The sequence below is a fragment of the Geomesophilobacter sediminis genome (assembly GCF_016458275.1).
Lineage (GTDB): Bacteria > Desulfobacterota > Desulfuromonadia > Geobacterales > Geobacteraceae > Geomesophilobacter > Geomesophilobacter sediminis.
Window position 1 is genome coordinate 1 of sequence record NZ_JAEMHM010000023.1, and the last position, 22021, is coordinate 22021.

21 protein-coding genes are annotated in these 22021 nt (G+C 60.0%); 14 read left to right on the plus strand and 7 right to left on the minus strand.

Annotation, left to right across the window (positions count from 1 at the left end; genetic code table 11):
- The coding region (locus JFN93_RS21790) for a hypothetical protein (protein WP_199386356.1) at positions 1-216 on the plus strand (216 nt) is incomplete at its 5' end.
- Between the two features lie 194 nt (positions 217-410).
- Entirely contained in the window at positions 411-1064 is a 654-nt protein-coding gene (locus JFN93_RS21795) for a hypothetical protein (RefSeq protein ID WP_199386358.1), read from the plus strand.
- 77 nt (positions 1065-1141) lie between these two features.
- Here JFN93_RS21795 and JFN93_RS21800 read toward each other — a convergent pair whose 3' ends face one another.
- Positions 1142-2020, minus strand: a complete 879-nt coding sequence (locus JFN93_RS21800) for an SDR family oxidoreductase (RefSeq protein WP_199386360.1) — start codon at positions 2018-2020, stop codon at positions 1142-1144.
- Between the two features lie 27 nt (positions 2021-2047).
- Positions 2048-2788, minus strand: a complete 741-nt coding sequence (locus tag JFN93_RS21805; protein ID WP_199386362.1) for an SDR family NAD(P)-dependent oxidoreductase — start codon at positions 2786-2788, stop codon at positions 2048-2050.
- A 147-nt stretch (positions 2789-2935) separates the two neighbouring features.
- Between JFN93_RS21805 and JFN93_RS21810 the strand changes: the two genes are divergently transcribed.
- A complete protein-coding gene (locus JFN93_RS21810) occupies positions 2936-3520 on the plus strand; it encodes a TetR/AcrR family transcriptional regulator (RefSeq protein ID WP_199386364.1) in 585 nt (194 codons plus the stop codon).
- Between the two features lie 1344 nt (positions 3521-4864).
- Here JFN93_RS21810 and JFN93_RS21815 read toward each other — a convergent pair.
- Positions 4865-6889, minus strand: coding sequence for a methyl-accepting chemotaxis protein (locus tag JFN93_RS21815; protein ID WP_199386366.1), 2025 nt, complete (start codon positions 6887-6889; stop codon positions 4865-4867).
- Between the two features lie 187 nt (positions 6890-7076).
- Between JFN93_RS21815 and JFN93_RS21820 the strand changes: the two genes are divergently transcribed.
- Complete coding sequence (locus JFN93_RS21820; RefSeq protein ID WP_199386368.1) at positions 7077-7529, plus strand: hypothetical protein; 453 nt, start codon at positions 7077-7079, stop codon at positions 7527-7529.
- Between the two features lie 340 nt (positions 7530-7869).
- Here the strand turns inward: JFN93_RS21820 and JFN93_RS21825 are convergent, their stop codons facing one another.
- Positions 7870-8061 (minus strand): hypothetical protein, encoded by a 192-nt coding sequence (locus JFN93_RS21825; protein ID WP_215907836.1) that lies wholly within the window; start codon positions 8059-8061, stop codon positions 7870-7872.
- 253 nt (positions 8062-8314) lie between these two features.
- On the opposite strand from JFN93_RS21825, the gene JFN93_RS21830 reads away from it, so the two are divergent.
- On the plus strand, positions 8315-8776 hold the full coding sequence (locus JFN93_RS21830) for a hypothetical protein (protein ID WP_199386370.1): 462 nt from the start codon (positions 8315-8317) through the stop codon (positions 8774-8776).
- Positions 8777-9268: 492 nt separating this feature from the next.
- On the opposite strand, the gene JFN93_RS21835 is transcribed toward JFN93_RS21830, so the two are convergent.
- Positions 9269-9889, minus strand: coding sequence for an acetate uptake transporter (locus JFN93_RS21835; RefSeq protein ID WP_215907837.1), 621 nt, complete (start codon positions 9887-9889; stop codon positions 9269-9271).
- A gap of 445 nt (positions 9890-10334) precedes the next feature.
- Between JFN93_RS21835 and JFN93_RS25850 the strand changes: the two genes are divergently transcribed.
- The 3 genes from JFN93_RS25850 (at position 10335) to JFN93_RS21845 (ending at position 11699) form a co-directional block, all read left to right on the plus strand.
- A complete protein-coding gene (locus tag JFN93_RS25850; protein WP_268898852.1) occupies positions 10335-10457 on the plus strand; it encodes a hypothetical protein in 123 nt (40 codons plus the stop codon).
- Between the two features lie 4 nt (positions 10458-10461).
- Complete coding sequence (locus JFN93_RS21840) at positions 10462-10875, plus strand: bacteriohemerythrin (protein ID WP_199386374.1); 414 nt, start codon at positions 10462-10464, stop codon at positions 10873-10875.
- 329 nt (positions 10876-11204) lie between these two features.
- Positions 11205-11699, plus strand: coding sequence for a cytochrome P460 family protein (locus tag JFN93_RS21845; protein WP_199386376.1), 495 nt, complete (start codon positions 11205-11207; stop codon positions 11697-11699).
- A gap of 353 nt (positions 11700-12052) precedes the next feature.
- Here the strand turns inward: JFN93_RS21845 and JFN93_RS21850 are convergent, their stop codons facing one another.
- Positions 12053-12253, minus strand: a complete 201-nt coding sequence (locus JFN93_RS21850; protein ID WP_199386378.1) for a hypothetical protein — start codon at positions 12251-12253, stop codon at positions 12053-12055.
- Between the two features lie 242 nt (positions 12254-12495).
- Entirely contained in the window at positions 12496-14193 is a 1698-nt protein-coding gene (locus JFN93_RS21855; RefSeq protein ID WP_199386380.1) for a methyl-accepting chemotaxis protein, read from the minus strand.
- A gap of 322 nt (positions 14194-14515) precedes the next feature.
- On the opposite strand from JFN93_RS21855, the gene JFN93_RS21860 reads away from it, so the two are divergent.
- The 6 genes from JFN93_RS21860 (at position 14516) to JFN93_RS21885 (ending at position 22020) form a co-directional block, all read left to right on the plus strand.
- Entirely contained in the window at positions 14516-16036 is a 1521-nt protein-coding gene (locus tag JFN93_RS21860; RefSeq protein WP_199386382.1) for a CsgG/HfaB family protein, read from the plus strand.
- 364 nt (positions 16037-16400) lie between these two features.
- Positions 16401-16808, plus strand: coding sequence for a response regulator (locus tag JFN93_RS21865; RefSeq protein ID WP_199386384.1), 408 nt, complete (start codon positions 16401-16403; stop codon positions 16806-16808).
- A gap of 93 nt (positions 16809-16901) precedes the next feature.
- Positions 16902-17960: a response regulator gene (locus JFN93_RS21870; protein WP_199386386.1), complete on the plus strand. Its 1059-nt coding sequence runs from the start codon at positions 16902-16904 to the stop codon at positions 17958-17960.
- Between the two features lie 118 nt (positions 17961-18078).
- Positions 18079-18333, plus strand: a complete 255-nt coding sequence (locus JFN93_RS21875; RefSeq protein ID WP_199386388.1) for a hypothetical protein — start codon at positions 18079-18081, stop codon at positions 18331-18333.
- Between the two features lie 1336 nt (positions 18334-19669).
- Positions 19670-19945: a hypothetical protein gene (locus JFN93_RS21880; protein ID WP_199386390.1), complete on the plus strand. Its 276-nt coding sequence runs from the start codon at positions 19670-19672 to the stop codon at positions 19943-19945.
- Between the two features lie 224 nt (positions 19946-20169).
- The gene (locus JFN93_RS21885; RefSeq protein WP_199386392.1) at positions 20170-22020 is read left to right on the plus strand and encodes a sensor histidine kinase; all 1851 of its coding nucleotides are present in this window, start codon (positions 20170-20172) and stop codon (positions 22018-22020) included.
- Position 22021 lies beyond the last annotated feature (1 nt).

Genomic DNA, 22021 nt, shown 5'->3' on the forward strand with positions numbered 1-22021 from the left:
CTCACCACTCCGGTATCCCTGCTCACCACTCCGGTATCCCTGCTCACCACTCCGGTATCCCTGCTCACCACTCCGGTACCCCTGCTCACCACTCCGGTATCCCTGCTCGCCACTCCGGTATCCCTGCTCACCACTCTGGTATCCCTGCTCACCACTCCGGTATCCTTGCTCACCACGCCGGTATCCTTGCTCACCACGCCGGTACCGGGCCTGTAAGGAATTTTGTGTAAATGGCGTGGTTATGATTTGGCAGTCTATCCTCGGTGCCCGGGGAAAAGGAGGAAGATGAAAGGCGGGGAAGGAGGGAATTAATTTCGGTTTGCCTGAACTGCTCTTGACCCATTGTAGCTATATGATATTAACTAGACCTCATTGGACTGCGGTACGCCACGCAAAGGAGGCTGGCACCTATGCTGAATTTCCTCGATTCCCTCGATACCTGGTTCGGGAAGCTCACTAACTTCGAACTCATCGTGCGTTTTGCGGCCATCGGAGATCTTCTGGCGGTTCACCCGGCTTACCAGGATCCTTTTCCTGATGGTCTTGCGGATGCGGCACAGATCAAGGCCATGGTTGCCTCGTTCAAAGTTAAGGTGGATGCCGCGGCCGGGCAGGACCGGGCCCGGGTGGCCGAGCGCAATAAAGCCCGCGAAGAGCTGGTCTTGGCGGTGACCCTGGTCGCCAGGTACATCGAGATTCGGGCGACCATTCGGCAGGATCCCAGCATGTTGGAGCACACCGGGTTCCGCATCAAAAGCAGGGGCTCCAAAAGCTCTGCCGCCGCCACGGTCAGCCCGGAGGTCTACAGCCTCAAGAAAGGGAATGAAGACGGGTCGGTGGTCGTGACCGCGAAAAGACACCCTGGCAAGGTTTCTTATATCATCGAGATGTGCAAGGGAGACCCGGCAAACGGCGGGATTTGGACCTACATCGGGCATTTCCTGCAGTGCAAGAACGTGATCACCAAGCTCGAAACGGCGATGAAGGTTTACTTCAGGATCAGGTACGACATCAATGGTAACCTCAGCGAATGGTCCGCTCCGGTGGGGATCATCGTCACCTAGGAAGGGCGGTTGGAAGAGCAAAGAGCCTCAACAGAAAGGGCACTCGGGTTTCGGGTGCCCTTTCTCATTGCCTGTTATTAAACCGAATAGTTCATCTGCTCCAGATCGGCAATCATCCCCGGGCCGGTCGGATTCCATCCCAGTTTCTTCCGGGTTAGGGCACTGGAGGCTGCGAGATCGGTGCTGGCGAACGTGCTCAGGAATCCGAAATGTCCCGGGGCTTCTTCCGCCGCTATTGACCGCACCGGCACCTGCAAGCCTCGCCCGATCGCCTCGGCAATTTCCCGCAGGGCGATACCTTCCTCCGCCACCGCATGGTATTTTGCTCCCGCCTCGTTTTTCTCCAGCGCAAGCCGATAGAGGCGCGCGACATCGAGAACGTGCGCTGCCGGCCACCGGGTCTGGCCCGCGCCGACATAAGCGGAGACGCCTTTTTCCCGCGCCACGTTGATCAGATAGCTTACGAACCCCTGCTTCACGGTGTTATGAACCTGAGGCAGGCGTACTATCGAAGCGCGGACCCCTTTCAGCGCGAGGGCGGTTTGTTCCGAGACGCGAGGGAACGGCGCATCCGCCGGGATCTCCATGTCCTCGGTCGCCAGCCGGCCCGGGGCAAGTAATCCCGTGCCGGAGGTGACGATCAAAGGACGATCCGAACCTGCCAGCGCGGCCCCCAAGGCCTCTATGGCCCGCTGGTCGATCTGGCAGTTTTCCTGGAATTTCGAGAAGTCGTGGATGAAGGCCAGGTGGATGACGGCATCGGATGCCGCCGCACCGCGGCGCAGACTTTCCGCGTCTTCCAGGGTGCCGCGCTTGACCTCGGCTCCCAGACTTGATACGGCGTTGGCCCCTGCGTCGGACCGGGCCATGCCCAGGACCTTATGCCCGGCCGCGATCAACTCCTGGACGACCGCGTTACCGATAAACCCCGTTGCTCCGGTGACAAAAACTCGCATAGTTTTTCTCCTGTATGATCCTCTGGTTTACATCCCGCCCGAAACTTCAATCCGCTGGGCATTCACCCATCCGTTTTCCTCGGAGAGCAGGCTGGCTATGACGGGGCCGATGTCCTCGGCGGTGCCGATGCGGCCCAGCAGGGTGTGCTCGCCGATGGCTTCTCTTTGCGCGTCGGTCCGGCCGCCGCCGAAGTCGGTGTCCAAGGCGCCGGGAGCTACGCAGTTCGCGCGAATCTTGCGCCCCGCATATTCTGCCGCGACATACCTGGTGAGGACTTCGATGGCCCCTTTCACCGCGGCGTACACGGCCACGCCGTTGGGGTAGGTGACGCGGGTCAACGCTGACGAGACGAATATCACGTGGCCGCCATCGGCCATGAGCGGGATCAGTTTCTGGGTCAGGAAAAAGACCCCTTTGAAATGGACGTCGACCAGGCCGTCGAACTGCGCCTCGGTAAGGTCCTTCATCAAGGTCCGCTGCGCGGTGCCGGCGTTGTTGACCAGGTAGTCGAAGCTCTTCTGGTTCCATTCCTTTTCGAGGGCGACGGATACCTCCCTGGCAAATGCGTCGAACGAGTCGACGCGCGCTACATCCAACGGCAACGCTACCGCTTTGCCGCCGCCGGATTTGATCTGTGCTACCACCGCCTCGGCTTCTTCCCGATGGGTGTTGTAGGTGAGAATGATTCCGGTGCCGCGCTCGGCAAGACTCAAGGCGGTGGCTTTGCCGACACCGCGGTTCCCGCCGGTAACGATTGCGATTCTCATGACGTGTTCTTCCCCCTTTTCATCAATTTCGGACGCCCATCTGGCGGCTTTTGGGCGGTATACCTTGACAAAAGGCGCCAAACGGAGGTACTCTCCGCTTAGATAAAAAACTACCGGAGACTGTCTCCGTTTGCAAGGATTTTTTACGTGGAAAGAAAAAAAGCGCCCCCCGTGGCCAAAAGAACCCGCGCCGACGCGCAGCAGAATCGCGAGCGCATCCTCGAAGTTGCCAAGGAGGCCTTTAAGACATCGGGGGCCAACGCCAGCCTCGATGACATCGCCAAACAGGCCGGAGTCGGCCCCGGCACGCTCTACCGTCATTTCCCGGCACGCGAAGATCTCTTGAAGGCGGTCTATCAGGACACCGTGGAGAAGCTCGCCGCGGCGGCGTATGACTACGCGAAGACGTTGCCTCCCGTTGAGGCGCTGCGTGCTTGGATGTTGCTGTTTGTCGACTACATTGCCGAAAAGCGCATCATCGCCACCGCACTTTCCGCCTTGGTCGGAGACCCCAAGACGGTTTTCGAGTCGAGTTATGCCCAAATCTGGGAAGCCGTTCGTGCTCTCGTCAAGCGGGCGATCGAAGCGGGCGAGATTCGGGAAGATCTGGATGCCATTGACCTGTTGCGCGCCCTGATCGGCGTTGCCTTTATCGGCACCGCACCGGACTGGGAACAAAGCGCGCGCCGACTGGTCGATATCCTCATTGCGGGATCGCGGCCCAACAACTGACGAGCGGCTCCCGAAGGGGAGGACCGGTCCCACAAAAGAAAAGGCCGATCCGGATATATATTCCGGATCGGCCTTTTGCTTTCGGATCTATCCCCCAAAAGAAGTCTGCGCAGTTACCCCCCTGAGCGAAGGGGGGCAGGGGGGATTTGATTCAATGACCCGCAGCAACCTTGCTTGCCGCAGGGGCTAAATCCCCCTAAATCCCCCTTCGCAAAGGGGGACTTGTCGGGCTTGAGTGACACGAATCATGTCGGTCTTACGGGCGCAGCATGCTGCGCCCCTACGGGTGGGAGTGGCCGGGCTCGCTAGTGGGAGGGGACCTTCAAGGCGCACAGCAGACTGAGAGATGTGATCGGACGAAAGAAGGAGTCGAGCGAGTTGGCAGAGTGCAGTAACAGAAAAGGCCTGGCAGCTTTTCCTGACCAAGCTACCGGGCCTTTTTCATTCGGGACTATCCCCCAAAAGAAGTCTGCGCAGTTACCCCCCTGAGCGAAGGGGGGCAGGGGGGATTTGATTCCATGACCCGCAGCAACCTTGCTTGCCGCAGGGGCTAAATCCCCCTAAATCCCCCTTCGCAAAGGGGGACTTGTCGGACTTGAGTGACACGAATCATGTCGGTCTTACGGGCGCAGCATGCTGCGCCCCTACGGGTGGGAGTGGCCGGGCTCGCTAGTGGGAGGGGACCTTCAAGGCGCACAGCAGACTGAGAGATGTGATCGGACGAAAGAAGGAGTCGAGCGAGTTGGCAGAGTGCAGTAACAGAAAAGGCCTGGCAGCTTTTCCTGACCAAGTTACCGGGCCTTTTTCATTCGGGACTATCCCCCAAAAGAAGGCTGCGCAGTTACCCCCCTTTGCGAAGGGGGGCAGGGGGGATTTGATTCAATGACCCGCAGCAACCTTGCTTGCCGCAGGGGCTAAATCCCCCTAAATCCCCCTTCGCAAAGGGGACTTGTCGGACTTGAGTGACACGAATCATGTCGGTCTTACGGGCGCAGCATGCTGCGCCCTTACGGGTGGGAGTGGCCGGGCTCGCTAGTGGGAGGGGACCTTCAAGGCGCACAGCAGACTGAGAGATGTGATCGGACGAAAGAAGGAGTCGAGCGAGTTGGCAGAGTGCAGTAACAGAAAAGGCCTGGCAGCTTTTCCTGACCAAGCTACCGGGCCTTTTTCATTCGGGACTATCCCCCAAAAGAAGGCTGCGCAGTTACCCCCCTTTGCGAAGGGGGGCAGGGGGGATTTGATTCAATGACCCGCAGCAACCTTGCTTGCCGCAGGGGCTAAATCCCCCTAAATCCCCCTTCGCAAAGGGGGACTTGTCGGACTTGAGGGCCCGGCAGCGGATCCCTAGGAAATCAGCGGCGTGGACTCCGCGCCGGGCTCCGCGCCCTCTTCCAGGCGGAAGCGTCCCATGATCCCCCTCAAGTCGCCGGACATGGTCACCAGCTCCTTGCCGATGGTGTTGATCTGCTGGATCGACGCGGACACCTGACGCGCCCCCTCCTGGATGTCCTGCAACGCAATCACCACCTGGCTGCTTCCGATCTGCTGCTGCTTGGTGGCCAGGGAGATCTGCTTCGCGACGTTGGTGGTGGCGGTGGCGCTGTCCACCACGTTGCCGAGCAGTTCCATGGTCTGCCCCGAGTAATCCAACCCCTCGCGGATCCCTTCGGACCCCTTCTCGGAAGCGTTCACCAGCCGCTCGACCGATTCCATGATCTCGGTGATCTTCCCCTCGGTCTGGCCCGCCGATTCCACCACGCTGTCCGCCAGGCGACGGATCTCCACCGCTACCACCCCGAACCGCTTCCCGGCTTCACCGGCGCTGGCCGCCTCCAGCGCGGCATTGAAGGCGATCAGCTTGGTCTGATGAGCGATGTCGCCGATGATCTCCATGATTTTGGTGATCTCTTTCGACTTGCGCCCCAGTGCCACGATCTCCTGAAGGCTGTTCTCGTTGTCGCGGCTGATGGCGTCCATTTTCAGGGAGAGGGTTTCCACCCCGGTCGCGCCGTCCTTGGCGTTTTGCAGGGTCCGGTCGGCGATATCCACCACCGCGTCGCTGTGATTGGCGATCTGGCTGGCGGTCGAGGAGAACTCCTCCATGGTCGCGGAGATCTCCACCATCGAGGTGGCGAGCTGGGTGGAGAACCCCACCTGTTGCTCCACGCTGTTCGACAACTTCTCGGCAAAGGTGATGACCTTTCCGGTCACCTCGGTGAGCGTGACGATGATCCGGCGCAGATTCTCGGTCATGACCTGGAACATCTGCGCCGTCTCGCCCAGTTCGTCCCGGGAGGACTGCGGCGTCTGCACGGTCAGGTCCCCGTCGGCGACCCGGACGGCCACATCCCGCACCGAGGTGATGCCCTCCCGTACCGAGAGGAAGCAGCCGATATTGAGATAGATGCCCAGCAAAAAGGCCAGGAAGGAGATGGAGAGGTAAAGGTACATCCGCATCCGGAAGGTGTGAATGCGCTGAACCAGGAGCCCGTCCAGGGCCGGCGAGACACGGTCCATTGCGGCGAAGACCGCGTCGGTGGCGCTTTGGGCGGCCTTGGAGATCTCGCGGGGCAGCGGGACGTGGCCGGTTGCGGACGTGGCGGCCGACACGCTCTTCAATAAGTACGCGGACGTTGTCTCCACGTCCTGAAAGCTGCTTTGCAGAAGCGGGGTCAGGGCCGGGTTCTTGACGCAGGCCGCGTGGATGTTCTTGTTGATGGCATCCACCAGCGTCCTGATCTGCCCGGAAAGCACGATGAGATCGGTGCGGTCGCCAACGGCGGACCGGTCTGCCGCCAGGTGGGTCGCGACCTGGTCCATGCGCGCCAGGGCATCCGCCAGCGGCGGGAGCTTGGTGGTCAGGGTGTCCATGAGGTAGTAGCTGTCGATATCCGGATCGAGGGTGAGGTTGGAATTGTCCGCTACCAGCACGATCATCTCCAGCAGCTCATCCGCCAGCGCCGTATGCGCGCTGAACGTCTGCCGCGGCGTTGCCCGGGGCCGGGCGTTCACCTCGGCCACCCTGGCCTTCAGTGACTGGAGCGATTTTCCCGTGGCCAGTTCGCCGCCAAAGAGCGACTCGGCCCGGTTCAGGTCCGCGAGGGCCCGGTCCGGAGCAGGCGTCGCCTTGCCGGGGTCGAGCGCCGCGCGACGGCTTTCCAGCAGGTACGACAGCATATTCCGGAGCGGCACGATGTAGTGGACGCCGGAGCGCTCCTTCGCCGCGAATTCCACCTGCTCGCGTATGTTGGTGACGAGGAAATATGCCAGAAGGACCAGGGGCAGGCAGAAGAAAAAGCCCGCGACCAGCATCTTGCGTGAATAGGACAGCCGTTTCATCAGCTGAATGGCGGGGGTGAAAAACATCATTGCTCGTACCTCCATATGGGCATCGACAGCCTTTGTTCCCGTTGCAGGCGTGGAAATATAACTACGGGATCATCCGGTCGTCGTTGACCATGTCCTGCCGCCTGCCTTTACCGGGTCGACTGACCCGAGGTAACCGGCGGAGGTACTGAGCAATCATCGTTGATTGTGAAAAAGTCCGCAGCCTCAGGTGGAACAGGCCGAAGCTTTGGGTAGCTTTTCGGCCGAAACACCTCGTTACTTAAGAAAATCCCATCAGCTGGCGGAAGTGAGGCAAGGGGGGAGCTGGACCCAAGGCCGTCTAGCAAAGCAAAAGGCCGATCCGGTTGGTACTGGATCGGCCTTTACTTGGGGCTTGGCGAAGGTGGATCTATTTCTGCTTGTACAGGTCGGACTCTCGATAGGCCCAGTGCTGAGCGAAGATGGCTATTACGGTCATTGCGGCGAATGCTGCCAAGGTGAGTTCAAATGGGTTGGACATGGTGCACCTCCTGAGTTATTGATCGCCTGGAGACGCTTAATGCTCGATCTGTGCCATTATGTAAAGCACGTATTTATAGCTGGTTACAGCATTCATTCTCCAATGTCGTTGTTCATCCAGAGTACAGCTATGCGTAAACAGAACAGCGAGGTCATTTCCTGAGATTGTGCCGAGGAAACACAAAATGGTTAGTAGTGACACGAACAGGGATGAATGGGATGAAGGGGATGAATGAGTCTGATCGCGCCCGGAAGGGCGCTCCCACAGAGTAAGGCTCATGTTGCTGGAATTGAGGTAGCTATCGTTTGAGAAACTATCCTCTTCGTCCTGTTCATCCCTGTTCAGATGTCATTCAATTCATCTCAAGGTTAAGGACCCCAGCCTCTCCCTGTCCGTTGCAAGCTCGCGCTCACGCACGCGACCCTTGAAGGGAGGTGGCGCTGAAGGGGAGGTTGCGCTGAAGGGGAGGGGACCTGAGGTTTGCCCTTCGTGATGCTACTTGCTACCGGGCTGGTGCGGAGTGGGGGTGAAGGATGGCGGTGCTTCGGATGCCGCGGTCGGTGAGCTCGCGGTACTTCAGGCAGTCGGCGTGGCTTCTCATGCAGTAGCGGATGATCGTCTTGACGTCGCAGGATGATATGTAACCGCAACCGACGTCGCAGTAGTCTTCATTTTTGGCGTAGTATGGACACATTTCTCTGATTGGTTCGTCGACTGCTCTTACTGGTGGATTCTCTCAGTATCACCTGTTGCTGAGACAACCTCGGTATGCCAGACCGGCCCATGCATAAGTCGTTATGCAACGGCGGATCTTCTTGCACGAGATAGCTTTCCCTGTTAGTATAACGACGATTTATTTTTTGCCGCGGTAGGATCTGGAGCGCCGGCTGACCGGCGGTTCACGCGCACGTGGTTCCCGTTTCCGACGGGCCATGAAGGAGAGCTGCTTGAAAGAGACGGATGAAAGTACCGTGGTAGTGTCGGAGAGGAAGAGGAAGACGTATGTGGTGGCCCCCCTGGTCGGCGTCTACCTTCTTTCGATGGCCTTCAATCTGTCTCAGCTTGGCGAACCGCTTGCCTTCATGGGGGCAGAATACTCCGCTGAAGCCAGCGAATCAATAATCTTTGTCAACAGCATCATCTCTTTGTACCTCATTGTCGGCATCCTCAAGCGGCAGCAAATCACTTTGTGGCTGCTCATGGTCTTCAACTTCCTGCACAGCCTCAACGGGCTTTCCAACCTCCTCATGCTGCCGGTCAAGCACATCCCCGCGGTTTCCGGGGGCATGGCGGCCGTCTACGAGTACCGCCTCAATTCCTTCTGGGTCTTTTTCCTGTTCCTGCTTTTGAACGTGATCCTGTATTTCAACCGGCAGCAGTTCGACAATAAGTCCTTTTATCTCTGGTAAGCCTTCAAAATAAAGTCCCCCTTTAGCAAAGGGGGATTAAAGCCTCAGCAGCAAATCCCCCCGGCCCCCCTTTGTCAAAGGGGGGAGCAATGGGCGTAAGGTGGGCATAGGGTGCCCATCCTGCAGCACTGTTACCGCCTTCTGCGGATCGCGCCTGGAAAGGCGCTCCCACAGTAGTAAATGGCTTTCCGATGCATATCCGCCTCAGTTATTTGGAGAGGGGTTCCTGCTTCTGCTGGTGATCGCGACAGGAATGTCGCTCCTACAATCTTGGGCGTCGGATTGCGGTTCTGATTGAATCGTTGACAAAGAAAGGGCGATGCCGGTTGGCATCGCCCTTTCTTTTAGAGTCTTATTGGCCACGAACGATATGGATCGGTCTCAACCCCATCCTCACCCTGTCCCTCCCCTTGAAAGGGAGGGGACGGTATGGCACCCGTTTCTCGGAAGGAGAGAGGGGTGTGGGGGCTTTGACAATTTCAGAACTATCGATTAAGCGGCAACTTTCTCGGCGGCAAGGACTTCCTTGGCGGGTGCCTTGTCCTTGATCCAGGCTTCGCCGACCGGAAGCTTGATGCCGGATTCGGCGTAGACGGCGACTGCCATCAGGTACAGCGCGGAGAAGGCGCAGATGAGCAGGTCGTAGGCGGCGAAGGTCCCGGCAAGGGCGCTACCGGCAAGTTCCTTCAGGTCCAGACCGATGAAGCCGAGCAGCAGGGTCAGGAAGATGAAGGCCAGGGTCGCGTGATGCTTCATGGAAGCGATGAAGAGGATGAAGGTGAAGACGGTCCAGGCAACCAGGTAGAACCCGAGGTCGTTGGCGTTGAAGGCCAGGGTCGGGTACGCCTTGACGAGCTCAGCGTTCTTGCCGAAGATCACCATGAGGCACAGGGAAATCCAGAAGGCACCATAACCGGTGAAGGCGCAGAAGCCGAAGTTGTTCCCGGTTTTGAATTCCATCAGCCCGGCGATGAGCTGCGCGGTGCCGCCGAAGCAGAGCCCGAGCCAGAGGACCGGGGCGATACCGCACCAGCCCAGGTTGTGGCACTGCAGCACCATGGTGGTGAGTCCGAAGCCGGCAAGGCCTACTACCGCGGGATTTCCAATTTTCATGTCAGTCACTTCACCCTCCTATTTTTACGTTGGTTTGTCACATCGATGACCTCTATCAGCAACTTGCATACCAGCGTTATAACATTTTGTATTCGATAAAAATAACGCGCATAAACGGGTAGTTAGCCTGCGCGATGGGAGAGGTCGGCGGATTTTTATTTTTGCATTTTTGCAAAAAAAACATCGCTGACTTGCCGGAGGCGCAGGCCGGAGTGAGGATAACCCCGCTAATTTGGGTGAATCAGCTGCCGTGTGTCGGCGTTTTGCAGATAGGCGAAAAAGGAATCGGCGATTTTTGCAAATGTGAAAAAATGTCCGGGGCAAAATTCTTATCCCCTTCATCCTCTCCATCCCTGTTGGGGGGGCGCTTCTTCCCCAGGGTTTGGAAAACAATCCTAAAGCTTTAGCCGGCTATTCCGATGTAATGGCTAGAAGGGGAGTAGCTATGATCATCAACGAAGATGTCTATAAGATTGTTGCCGAAATGGTGGTGGAAATGGTCCGTTCCGGGGACGCGGAGGCTCGCCCGGACCAGAAGGCGCCGGTAGCACCGGTTCGGAGGGGGTGACGCTATGCCGATGGTCGCCTGGGATGACGCCTACTGCGTCGGGGTCTCTGAGTTCGACGAGCACCATCAGCGCCTGGTGGAGCTCCTCAACGGTGCCTACGACAGCTTCACCTCGGGGCATTCGACGGACGCCATCGAGGCGATCCTCGAGGAGCTGTTCGATTACGCCACCTATCATTTCACCGCGGAAGAGGCGTGGCTCAAGGAGCAGGGGTACCCCGACCTGGAGTCCCACTGTGCCGAGCATGCCCGCTTTGCCGCCCAGATCCGGGAAATCGCGCGCGAGCATGCCCCCGACGAGACGGTGCGGCTCATGGAAGTCCTGACTTTCCTGAATGAGTGGTTGATCGACCACATTCTGGAGTCGGACGCCGAGTACGGGCGTTTCATGGGGACGCTTCCCGAATCCCGCCGTTAATCCCACCCGCGCCGCTTCAGTTTTTCCACCGAACAATGCAAAAGGGGCAGGACGCTCGTTGAGAGTGCCTGCCCCTTTTGCGTTCTCCTCCTTTTTACGGAACCTTTCCTCTCGTTTCGAAGCTCCAGCTCGGGAATGTCATCGTCTCGGGAAGCTCCGGCTTGTTCACCAAGCTGGAGCTTGGGAACGAGGTCTCTTGGACTGTATCGAGCGGAGTGGGGACACTGTGTGAGTCGGAGGCCGATGTGGCTCAGCTGGTCAATCAAGTGATGAATGCTAGAATCATCTCTGTTTCTCATTCTCACAGCTACAGACAAAGGAGACCACCCATGAAATCGGCTGTCGTCACGTTGTTTTTCGTCCTGCTCATGTCGGGGTCCGTTTTCGCGGCTGACACACCGGTTGCTCCCAACGGGATCGCTCTATTCAAGAATTACCGGAGCTGGCAGTTGATCGCCCCTTCCTATCGGGAGGACAAACAGCACATCCGGGTGATCCTGGGCAATCCGGCCGCGGTCCGGGCGATGAAAAACAAGACGCGGCCGATGCCGGATGGCGCCGTCTTGGCCAAGATCGCCTGGACGGTAAAGAAGCATCCGCAATTCCCGGTGGCGACCGAGCCGGCGGAGTTCGCGCAGGTCGAATTCATGGTGAAGGATTCGGTGAAATACAAGGCGACGGGCGGGTGGGGATTCGCGCGTTTCGTCGGCCCGGGGTTGAAGCCGTACGGGAAGAACGCGGATTTCGTGCAGGAATGCTTCGGCTGCCACACGCCGGTGAAGGGTAACGACTACCTCTTCACGGATTACGCTGCGGTGCCGTGAAAGAAAGCAGACCGCAGAGGGCGCGGAGGAGCGCAGAGGAAAAACTCTGACCGGGATAAAAGGGATGAAGGGGTGCTTTACCTGCAGAGGGGAAAGGGTAGGAGCGACATTGCTGTCGCGATTGAATCTCTTGAAAAAACGAGGGGGGCAGCCTGACTACCCTTGGGAGCGCTTTTCCGGGCGCGATTACCCGCAACCGCTGTCACCGCCTGCGGCGGATCGCGCCTGGAAAGGCGCTCCCACAGTGAAAAAATGGTGTTCCTCCTGAAGGAGGGCCATTCCGGTAATAAATTACGTCCCTTCCACTCGGTACTTCTGGAGCGACCTCGTTCGTCTTTTGCTGGCGAACGGGGTTAGCGGAAGCTGCCGGGTTGGACGAGGGAGATGGTTGCTACCAGCTTTCCATCGGGTGTCGCGTTTTCACACAACGGAAACCGTACTTTCACGGCCCCGAAATACCAGGCGCTTGCCGCCAGAATGATCATCCCGATCAGGATCATCCTTCTATCTCCTTGACGTTGCAGGGCTTTTTGTCTCTTTGATTCCCATCCCATCTGAGCACCTCCTCTGCCCCCCGAAGGGGTCCGCTGCGGCTGTTGCGGATTAATTAGCGGGAATCGTGCCAAGGTGAAATGGGAAATTTACTATGAATATCCATTACTTTTGCGTCCGGGAAGCGGTGTTGCCGGGGAGTTTGACGGCGGGAACCGCAAGGGGGGCGTTCCGGTGAAAAGGGAGGGAAGCCCGGCGGCAGGAGCGCGCTCCGCCGGGCTCACCTCGATGGTCTCGTGTCCTGCTACACCCGGAACCGCCGCACCAGGTCCTGCAGTTCGACGGACAGGCGGGAGAGGTCGGCGGAGGCCCGCGATATCTCCATCGAGCTCCGCGCTTCGCCCTCCACGACTTCCGAGATCTGCTGGATGTTGTTGGAAATCTCCTGGGTGGTGGCGGTCTGCTCTTCCGCGGCGGTCGCGATCTGGCTGATCTGGGTGGTCACGTCGTTGATCTTCTCCTGGATCTCTTCCAACGCCTGCCCCGATTTCGACGCTTCCCGGGTCCCCTTCTCCACCTCGCCAACCCCCTCTTCCATCACCTGTACCGCCTGCCGGGTCTCGGACTGGATGTTGCGGATCATCTCACTGATTTCCTTGGTCGCCTTTGCGGTCCGCTCGGCGAGCGCCCGCACCTCGTCCGCCACCACGGCAAACCCGCGTCCCTGGTCGCCGGCCCGGGCCGCCTCGATCGCCGCATTGAGCGCGAGCAGGTTGGTCTGATCGGCGATCTCCTCGATGGTGGCGACGATCTCGCCGATCTGGTCGGACCGGGTGCCGAGCTGTTCCACGACCGAGGCGGAGCTGCGGACCTTGTCGGCGATGCGGTTCATGCCTTCGACGGTGTTCCGGACGATGCCGGCGCCGCTGTTCGCGGTGATGCTGGCCTGGCGCGAGCTCTCCGCGGCCTGGTGACAGCTGTTGGCGATGTCCTGGCTGGTCGAGGACATCTCTTCGCTCGCGGTGGCGACGGTTTCGGCCTGGCTGACGATCTCGTGGGAGGCGGTGGCCATCTGTTCCGCGTTGGTGTTCAGCTCTCCCGAGGCCGAAGCGACCATGAGCGCGCCCTCGTTCACCTTCCCCATGATCTGGCGCAGGTTCCCCACCATCAGGCGCATCGCCCCGTAGATGCCCCCGTGCTCCGGGTTGAGCTGCACGGTCAGGTCGCCGTCGGCGACGCGGGTCGCGATCTCGGCGAGTTCTTCCGGCTCGGACCCGAGGTGGCGCAAAAGCCTTTTGGTGATGATCACGGAGGTCACCGAAATCAGCGCTACCAGGACGACGGTCACCCCGATGATCAGATAGATTCCCTGCCGGATGTGCTGCATGTTTTCGTCGGCAGTCTTGGTGACGATGGCGTCCAGGTCGTCGACGTAGTTGCCGGTTCCGACCACCCAGCCGAAGGGGGCAAAAAGCAGGGAGTAGCCCCGCTTGGGAAGGGGGGTGTCGCTCCCCGCCCTCGGGAACCAGTAGTCGGTGAATCCGCCGCCGGGCTGCTTCCCTTTCTCGATGATCTCGCGGATCAGGAACTTCCCCTTCTTGTCCTGGGTGTCGATCCGGGACTTCCCTTCCACCGGTTTTCCGAGCAGGACGACGTTCACCCCCTCGGTGGTGTCGGCCCAGAAATAGCCGTCCTTGCCGAACTTCAGGGCCCGCAGCTGGTCGGCACCGACCTTTTTCGCCTCATCCAGGGTGATCTCTCCTTTTTGGGAGCGCTCATAGACCTGCTGCAGCATGCTCACCGCAGTATCGACCTCGGATTTGGCGAGGTTGTCGAAGTCAGAGTAGAGGGATTTTTTGTATGACGATATGAAGTTATGGTATGAGCCGAGGTACTGCCTCATCGTGATCAAGCAGGTGATAAGTGCCAGCCCGACACTGCTCACCAGAACCAGGGTGAGGATCTTCATTCCGAAGGGGACTGTTGCTTTAGATTCCGACATAAGCACTCCTGTTGTTTTTCGACTCGTATGAATGAATGAGGTTTTTCTATCAGATGAATGCCAGGTTGCAAGTGCGGTACATCGCCGATGCCGCTCAAGCTTTCTTCAGGTGTTCCCTCTGTCATCTCACGGGAACCTTTTGTCAGTGCGGGCCCGGCCAATGAGGGCGCGGGATCGGGCTGTTGCGATTGATCAAATAATCCAATCATGCTACTTTGCCGGCCATTCGCGCCTTCCCGATCGGCGCGAACCGGGTCCACCTGATCCGAATCGGCGAAAACTGAAAATAGTTAAGTAAAAACAGAGAGATAAGGAAAGTGCCATGAAGCGTTTCAATGTCGCGGGGCGGCTCCTCGCCCTGGTTTTGCCTCTGCTTATTTCGGCCTGTGCCGGCGTCGAGGTCAAAAACATCGCGCCGCCCCCGCCCACGGCGAAGCTGCGGGTTTACGTCCAGGCGATCTCCGCGCAGCTGCCGCACGGCCACTGGCAAACCCCGCATGAGGAGTTCGTCGAAAAACAGGTCGCCGTCGTCGAGCGCCAACTGCGCAAGACCGGGATCTACGAACTGGTTTCGGACGAGGATGTCGAGGCGGCGCTCGGGGACCAGATGCCGACCCGGTGGCAGTTGGCCCGAAACGAGTGGGAGCTGGCGCGCCGGATCGGTCGCGCCGTTCATGCCGACTACGCCCTCATCGTGGAACGGGGGGCGCGCGGGGGGAAGGACTTTTTCTGGGAAACGGTGCTGGTGAACGTGGAGAGCGGTCGCGACTTCGGGGTGCTGATCCCGATAACAAAGACGCGCGACCGGGACGAAAACAGGCGTCTTTTCATGGCGGCGGCGCGAGCGTCCTATCCGGAACTTTTCAAGGACGCCAAGCAGGACATGCTGGCCACCGCGCTGCGCAAGGGACATCAGATGAGTGAGGCTCAGTCGCACGTCGGGCCGGACGGGGATACCTCGGTGGCCGCCCGGGCGGACCAGGAACGTCGGGAGCGCCAGGCCCGGGAACAGGCGGCGGCTCAAGAACGGGAGCGACTGGCCCGGGTGCGGGATGCAGAGGAACGGCAGCGGGTGCAGGAGGCTGAGCGGGAACGGCAGGCGAAGGAGCAAGCTGATCGGGAGCGGGCGGCCCTGGAGAAAGTTGCCCAGGAAAGGGCAGCCCTGGAGAAAGCTGCTGAAGAGAAGGCTGCGCTGGAGAAAGCTGCGCTGGAGAAGGCTGCGCTGGAGAGAAGGGCGGCTGAGGAGAGAAGGGCGGCTGAGGAGGCCGCACGGGCTAAGGTGGAGGCCGAGCGGGCCGCGCAAGCCCGGGAGGCGGCGCGCCAGGTCCAGCAGGAACAGGCGTTGCGGGGTACGGTCGTCCAAGCGGAGCCGCCGGTCGCGGAGGGGCACAGCCGAGTGGTCCAACTGGAGCAGTTGGCGCAAAAGTCGGTGCCGGCGTCCGGGGAGCGGATCGTGGTGTACGACTTCGAGGCTTCCGCCAACTACCGCCCGGTGGCCCTCATCCTGAGCGAGTCGCTTCGCGAAGAGGTGAGCAAGCTCGATGGGTTCCAGCTCTTGAACCGGGAAAACCTGGAGCAGGTGCTCCAGGAGCAGAAACTGCAGCAGTCGGGCCTGATCGATGAAAAACAGGCGGTCGAACTCGGCAAGGGTATGGCGGCGCGCCAGATCATGACGGGAAGGTTCGGCGCTTTGGGCAAAAGTGCGGTACTGCAGGCGAAACGGGTCGACGTGGAGACCTTGGGGGTGCTGGGGATGCAGTCGCTCAAGTGTCTGCAAGGGGAGGAGGAGCAGTTGCTGGACCGGATGCCGCTCTTTGCCCGGGAATTGACCAGGAAACATTAAGACGGAGACGGTGCAACGTCTTTAGTTTCATTGAAAAAGTAAAGCGGCTTCGGCGTTGGTTCCGAAGCCGTTTTTGTTTTCGGGCAATGGTTTGAAGTCCCCTTTGACCAAGACGGATATACGGAGATTTGCCGTAAAGGTTTTGACCTCCGGTCTCCCCCATCCTGCATGACTCCACCCCGGAAACCATGTGGTATGTCCCTCGGAGGGACGTTCCGTTCCCCGACGGTACACCGGTGAAAAGCGTTGCCGGCCTAACTTGTCCTTTTCTTTGGTATTTGCGTGCTGGCATGCTCCCTGCTCTTCTCCGACTGGCATTTGTGGCACCGTGGCACAATTCCCAATCGGCAAAACAGGAGAGGGCATGAAGAAGAGGTGTTTGATTGTTGACGACGATCAGTTCAGCCGCGAGTTGATGAGTCGATTGCTTGAGCCCCATTTCGATTGCCGGACGGCGGTCACCGGCGAGCACGCCTGGGAACTCATCGACGCCAACTGGCATCGCGGGGAGCCGTTTCAGCTGATCTGCTGCGAACTCGCGATGCCGGGGCTGAACGGCCACCGGCTGATCCGGAAGGTGCGTGAACTGGAAGCGTCAGTTCCGGTCGCCGGCAACAGGCGGAGCAGGATCTTCGTGGTCAGTGCCAGCAACTCCCCTTGGGATAGGGCGGAGACTGTCCTGGACGGTATCGCCGAGGGGTACATCGTGAAGCCTTGCCACCCTGCCCAACTGCGCGAGTTGCTCATCGAGAACGGACTGGTCGAACATTAGCAAGCTTTTCCGTTGCCGGGCCAGGATGCCACGGCAGTCGGGAAAACCCATCGGGGATGGTCGTGCTCCCTTTTCTGCAGAGAGGAAATTTGAATGAACAGTTCGGTAAAAATTCTGATCGTCGACGATGAACAGCTCAACCGTGAAATATTGACGATCATGCTGCATGAGCTTGGGGAGATCGTCACCGCAAAGGACGGAGCGGAGGCGCTGACGCTGCTGCAAGAGACCCCCGACGTCGATCTGGTGCTTCTTGATTTACAGATGCCGGTTCTGGACGGTTTCCAGACCCTGGACTTCCTCAAGAAACACCCTGAGTTGCGTGAGGTCCCGGTGATCGTGATAACGGCAAGCAAGTCGGAGATCACCCACACGTTGTCCCTTGGCGCCAACGACTTTCTTGCCAAGCCGTTCGACCGGGAGGAGTTGCGGCTGCGCGCGATGAACCAGGTCCGGACGAAAAAGCTTTACGATATGGCAAAAAATCTCAATGGGATCCTGGAGGCCGAAGTCCTGCAAAAAACTGCGGCGCTTCGGGAGACCCTGGCGCTGGCCCAAGATGCCGAATTTGAGATTTCCCTGCGGTTGGGGCGGGCCGCCGAGTTTCGGGATCTGGAAACCGGGATGCATACCCGCAGAATCAGCGAGATGTCAGCGGAACTGGGGAAACTGGCCGGTCTGGGGGGCGGTGACTGCGAACTTTTGCGCCGCGCCTCCCCGCTCCATGACGTTGGCAAGGTGGGGATTCCGGACCGGATCCTCAACAAGCCGGGGCCGCTTACCGACGAGGAGATGGAGGTCATGCGCCAGCACACGGTGATCGGCGGGCGCATCCTCGGTGACGCCGCGCGCTTCCCTTCGCTGGAAGCGGGGCAGCTCATCGCGATGCAGCATCACGAGAAATGGGACGGAACCGGGTATCCGCACCGCCTTGCCGGCAACGATATCCATCTCTTTTCCCGGATCGTGGCGGTCGTCGACGTATTCGACGCACTTGCCTCGGAGCGTCCCTACAAGAGGGCATTCCCCCTGGATCAGGTGGTGTCGATCATGCAGGAGCAGCGGGGGACCGCGTTTGACCCGGGCCTGCTGGACCTTTTTCTGGATCACCTGGCCGACTTCGTCCGGATCAGGGCCGACTTCCGCGATTGATCGGAGGGGTAGGGAAGAGCCCATCGGTGCAGGTTGATCTTTTCATCGTCCTTCTTTGGTTGTGACATATTCTGTCGCGGAGCCGTGGTACGGTTCAAGAAAACGAAGGAGGTGCCGCATGATCTATCTGACCACTGACGCTTTGGAGCAAGGAGTCTATTTCGATTTTCGTTCCCATCAGCCCTTGGGCAGGGGAACTGCGCCGTCCTATGTCGGCCTTCTCGGCAATGGCGTTCATGAGGTCCCGGTGCAGCTGAAAAGGTACCGGGGGAGCCTGGAAGTCATCTTCGGCAACAGCGAGCTTTTCCGCTTCGTCGATGAGGAGATGCTGCGGGGCATGGTACAGGAAGTGGTTACCGCTACCATCCACTGACGCGGCCTCTTTTTTCCAGCCGATGTATCGGATGAAGATAGGTTGCCCGCTGCGCGGGATCGCGACAGGAAGGGCGCTCCCACCGGGTAGGGGGAGGTGTCGCTTTTCTATGGTTTGCTGTCCTTTCTGGTGGGCTTGCGCTTCGGGGATCGCGTCAGGAATGTCGCTCCTTGTGGGACGATAGGGGCCTTTCCTGTGGGAGCGCCATTCCTAGCGCGAACCGCCGGAGGCGGTGACTTCGGTTGCGGGTATTCGCGCCTGGAAAGGCGCTCCCACAGGGTAGGCCAGCCGGGCAAGCCCAAGGTAAGCAGCTGCCTTCCTTCATCGGGAGATGGATCGCGACAGGAATGTCGCTCCTACAAGTCGGAGCGTCGATTGCGGATGGGTGAGGCTTGGAGCAGGTCTTTAATCGCGCCCGGAAGGGCGCTCCCACCGGGTAGGGGGACGGTGTCGCTTTCCTATGGTTTGCCGTCCTTTCTGGTGGCCTTGCGCTTCGGGGATCGCGTCAGAAATGTTGCTCCTTGTAGGACGAAAGGGGCCTTTCCTGTGGGAGTGCCATTCCTGGCGCGAACCGCCGAAGGCGGTGACTTCGGTTGCGGATATTCGCGCCTGGAAAGGCGCTCCCACAGGGTAGGCCTGCAGGGCAAGCCCAGGGTAAGCCCAGGGTAAGCAGCTGCCTTCCTTCATCGGGAGGTGGATCGCGACAGGAATGTCGCTCCTACCAGTCGGAGCGTCGATTGCGGATGGGTGAGGCTTGGAGCAGGTCTTTAATCGCGCCCGGAAGGGCGCTCCCACCGGGTAGGGGGAGGTGTCGCTTTCCTATGGTTTGCCGTCCTTTCTGGTGGCATCGCGCTTCGGGGATCGCGCCAGGAATGTTGCTCCTTGTAGGACGAAAGGGGCCTTTCCTGTGGGAGCGCCATTCCTGGCGCGAACCGCGGAAGGGGCCTTTCCTGTGGGAGCGCCATTCCTGGCGCGAACCGCCGGAGGCGGTGACTTCGGTTGCGGTTATTCGCGCCTGGAAAGGCGCTCCCACAGGGTAGGCCAGCAGGGTAAGCCCAGGGTAAGCAGCTGCCTTCCTTCATCGGGAGATGGATCGCGACAGGAATGTCGCTCCTACCAGTCGGAGCGTCGATTGCGGGTGGGATGGGCGAGGTGGGATGCTGCGGGAGCAATGGGTGCGGGGTTGACACGGGGGAAGCCGCTGTGATACCTAAAATGAACAAACTGAGTACCCGGGGGTTATCCCAGCGCGGATAACCCCTTTTTCTGTCCGCGCTCCGGCGCGGGGTTGCCACCCCGCCGCCACGGCGGCGCGACCAAAGGATGTGAGGAACCGGTGTCCAAACGCGGTAAGCAGAAGAAGTCGGAAAATGTCGAAAAACGACGGGTCCAGATGGAAGAGGCGCTCGAATGCCTCGCGGTAAAGCAGGCGGCGGAACGGGAGATGGCTTTCACCGTGAGCCGGCAGCCGAAACAGTGTACCTTTCGCCACTGCCTTCAGTTCGTCGATCCCTCCTGCACGGTATGTCCCTACTGCGGTAATCCGCTGCCGCCGGGACCGGAGCACCGGGCGGCGGTCCCGGTGCCGACACCGGCGCTGCGCAGTTACTGATCCCCACCTATTCCTCAGGACAATCCCCCCGACTCTCAGAAAAGCCCGGCCACTGAAGGAGATATCTCTCCGTGGGCCGGGTTTTCTCTTTCTGACTTCAGACAATCTGTAACGTATTGAATTTTTTTGCTTCCCTCTGAGAGAAGTTCTGCTAGATTCTGTAACAGCTTTGCGCAGTTCCTCCCCCTTGTAAGTCCCGCGCAAACCAGAGTGAGGGCATCGGTTTGTTCTTCTCCAACGGACATCCATCGATCCGGTCCAAATTGGCATCCCTGGTGCTGGTTTGCGTCGTCCCCTTCTGGTTCATCGCCGCCCTCATTTCCTTCAACGTCTACCTCTACCAGGTGGAGCAGGCCAGCCGTGAGATGCTCGTCGCCGCCCGCCAGATGTCGCAGACGGTGGATCGGGAGCTGGTGAGCGTGATATCGGCGCTTTCCGCCCTGGGGACCTCCCCCTCCGTCGCCCGCGGCGATTTCGAGGAGGTGCGGCACCAGGCGCTCGACCTCCTCAGGCTCTATCCCGATGCCGACATCATCGTCGCCGACGCTTCGGGCCAGCAACTCCTCAACTCTTTTCGCCCGTTGGGCACTCCCCTTCCCAAGCGCAACAACCCGGAGCAGGTACGGCAGGTTTTCGCCACGGCGAAGCCGGTGGTGAGCAACCTCTTCCAGGGGGCGGTCACCAAGCGGCTCCTGATTTCCATCGACGTGCCGATCCTGCGTGACGGCAGGGTGGTCTACGATCTGTCGATGACCTTCCCGGCGGCCCGGTTGTCTGCGCTCCTGGCGCGGCAGAAGCTTCCGGAGTCGTGGTATGCCTCCATCATCGACCGCAACCAGGTCGTCATCGCCCGCACCATCGGCGCCGATCGTTTCGTCGGCAGACGGACGAGTCTCCGGTTTACCCAGACCGCGTTCGGCGCCTCCGAAGGAAACGTCCGGATGAAAAACATCGAGGGGATCGACTCGGTGAGCGCGTTCAACCGCGTCGCGGCCTCGGATTGGCTCATCGCGGTGGGGGTGCCTCGGGCAACCTTGATGGCGGACATCTATCGCTGGGTCGCCTGGGTGGCCCTGGCGGCGGTCCTGATCTCCCTGACGGCGGGTGCGCTCGCCTGGGGCATCGGGCGCCGCATCGCGCAGGATCTCCAGTCGCTGGTCCAACCGGCCCTTGCCATCGGCCGCGGGGAGAGCCTGACCCTGGGCTCCGCCGGATACCTGCAGGAGACCTTTGAGGTGGCCCAGGCGCTGACCCAGGCTTCGGAGCTGCTGCAGCGCCGCGAGGCGGAGCGGGACCGGGCCGAGACCGAGCTTTCCCAGGCCCTGGTGAACCTGCAAAAGGAGACCGCGGAGCGGATCCGGGCGATCGAGGACTTGCGGGAACAGGAGCAGGTGATGATCAAGCAGAGCCGTCAGGCGGCACTGGGCGAGATGATCGGCAACATCGCGCACCAGTGGCGCCAGCCGCTCAATTCCCTGGGGCTCATCGTGCAGGGGCTGCCGCTCTACCACGAGGCTGGGCTGATCACCCGGGACCTGATGGACCAATGCGTGCATGATGCCATGGCGCACATCAACCACATGTCCCAGACCATCGAGGACTTCCGCAACTTCTTCAAGCCGGAAAAGGACATGGTCGACTTCGACGTCAACCAGGCGATCCGGCAGGCGCTCTCCCTGGTCGAGGGAAACTTCTCCTCCCAGGCGGTCGAGGTGAGTCTCGACCTCACCCCGGGACGGACCGTGCGCGGCTATCCCAACGAGTTCGCCCAGGTGCTGCTCATCCTGCTTTTGAACGCGCGCGACGAGATGATCCGCCGCCAGGTGGTGCCCGGGCGGGTCACCATCAGGACCTTCGCTGACGGCGGGCACTGCGGCATCACGGTCTCCGACAACGCCGGGGGCATCTCCGGCGACATCATCGACCGGATCTTCGAACCCTACTTCTCCACGAAGGGGGTGCAGGGGACCGGCATCGGCCTCTACATGGCCAAGAACATCATCGAAAAGAACATGAACGGAAGGCTCACCGTGCGCAACAGCGGACCGGGAGCCGAATTCACAATCGAGGTATGAC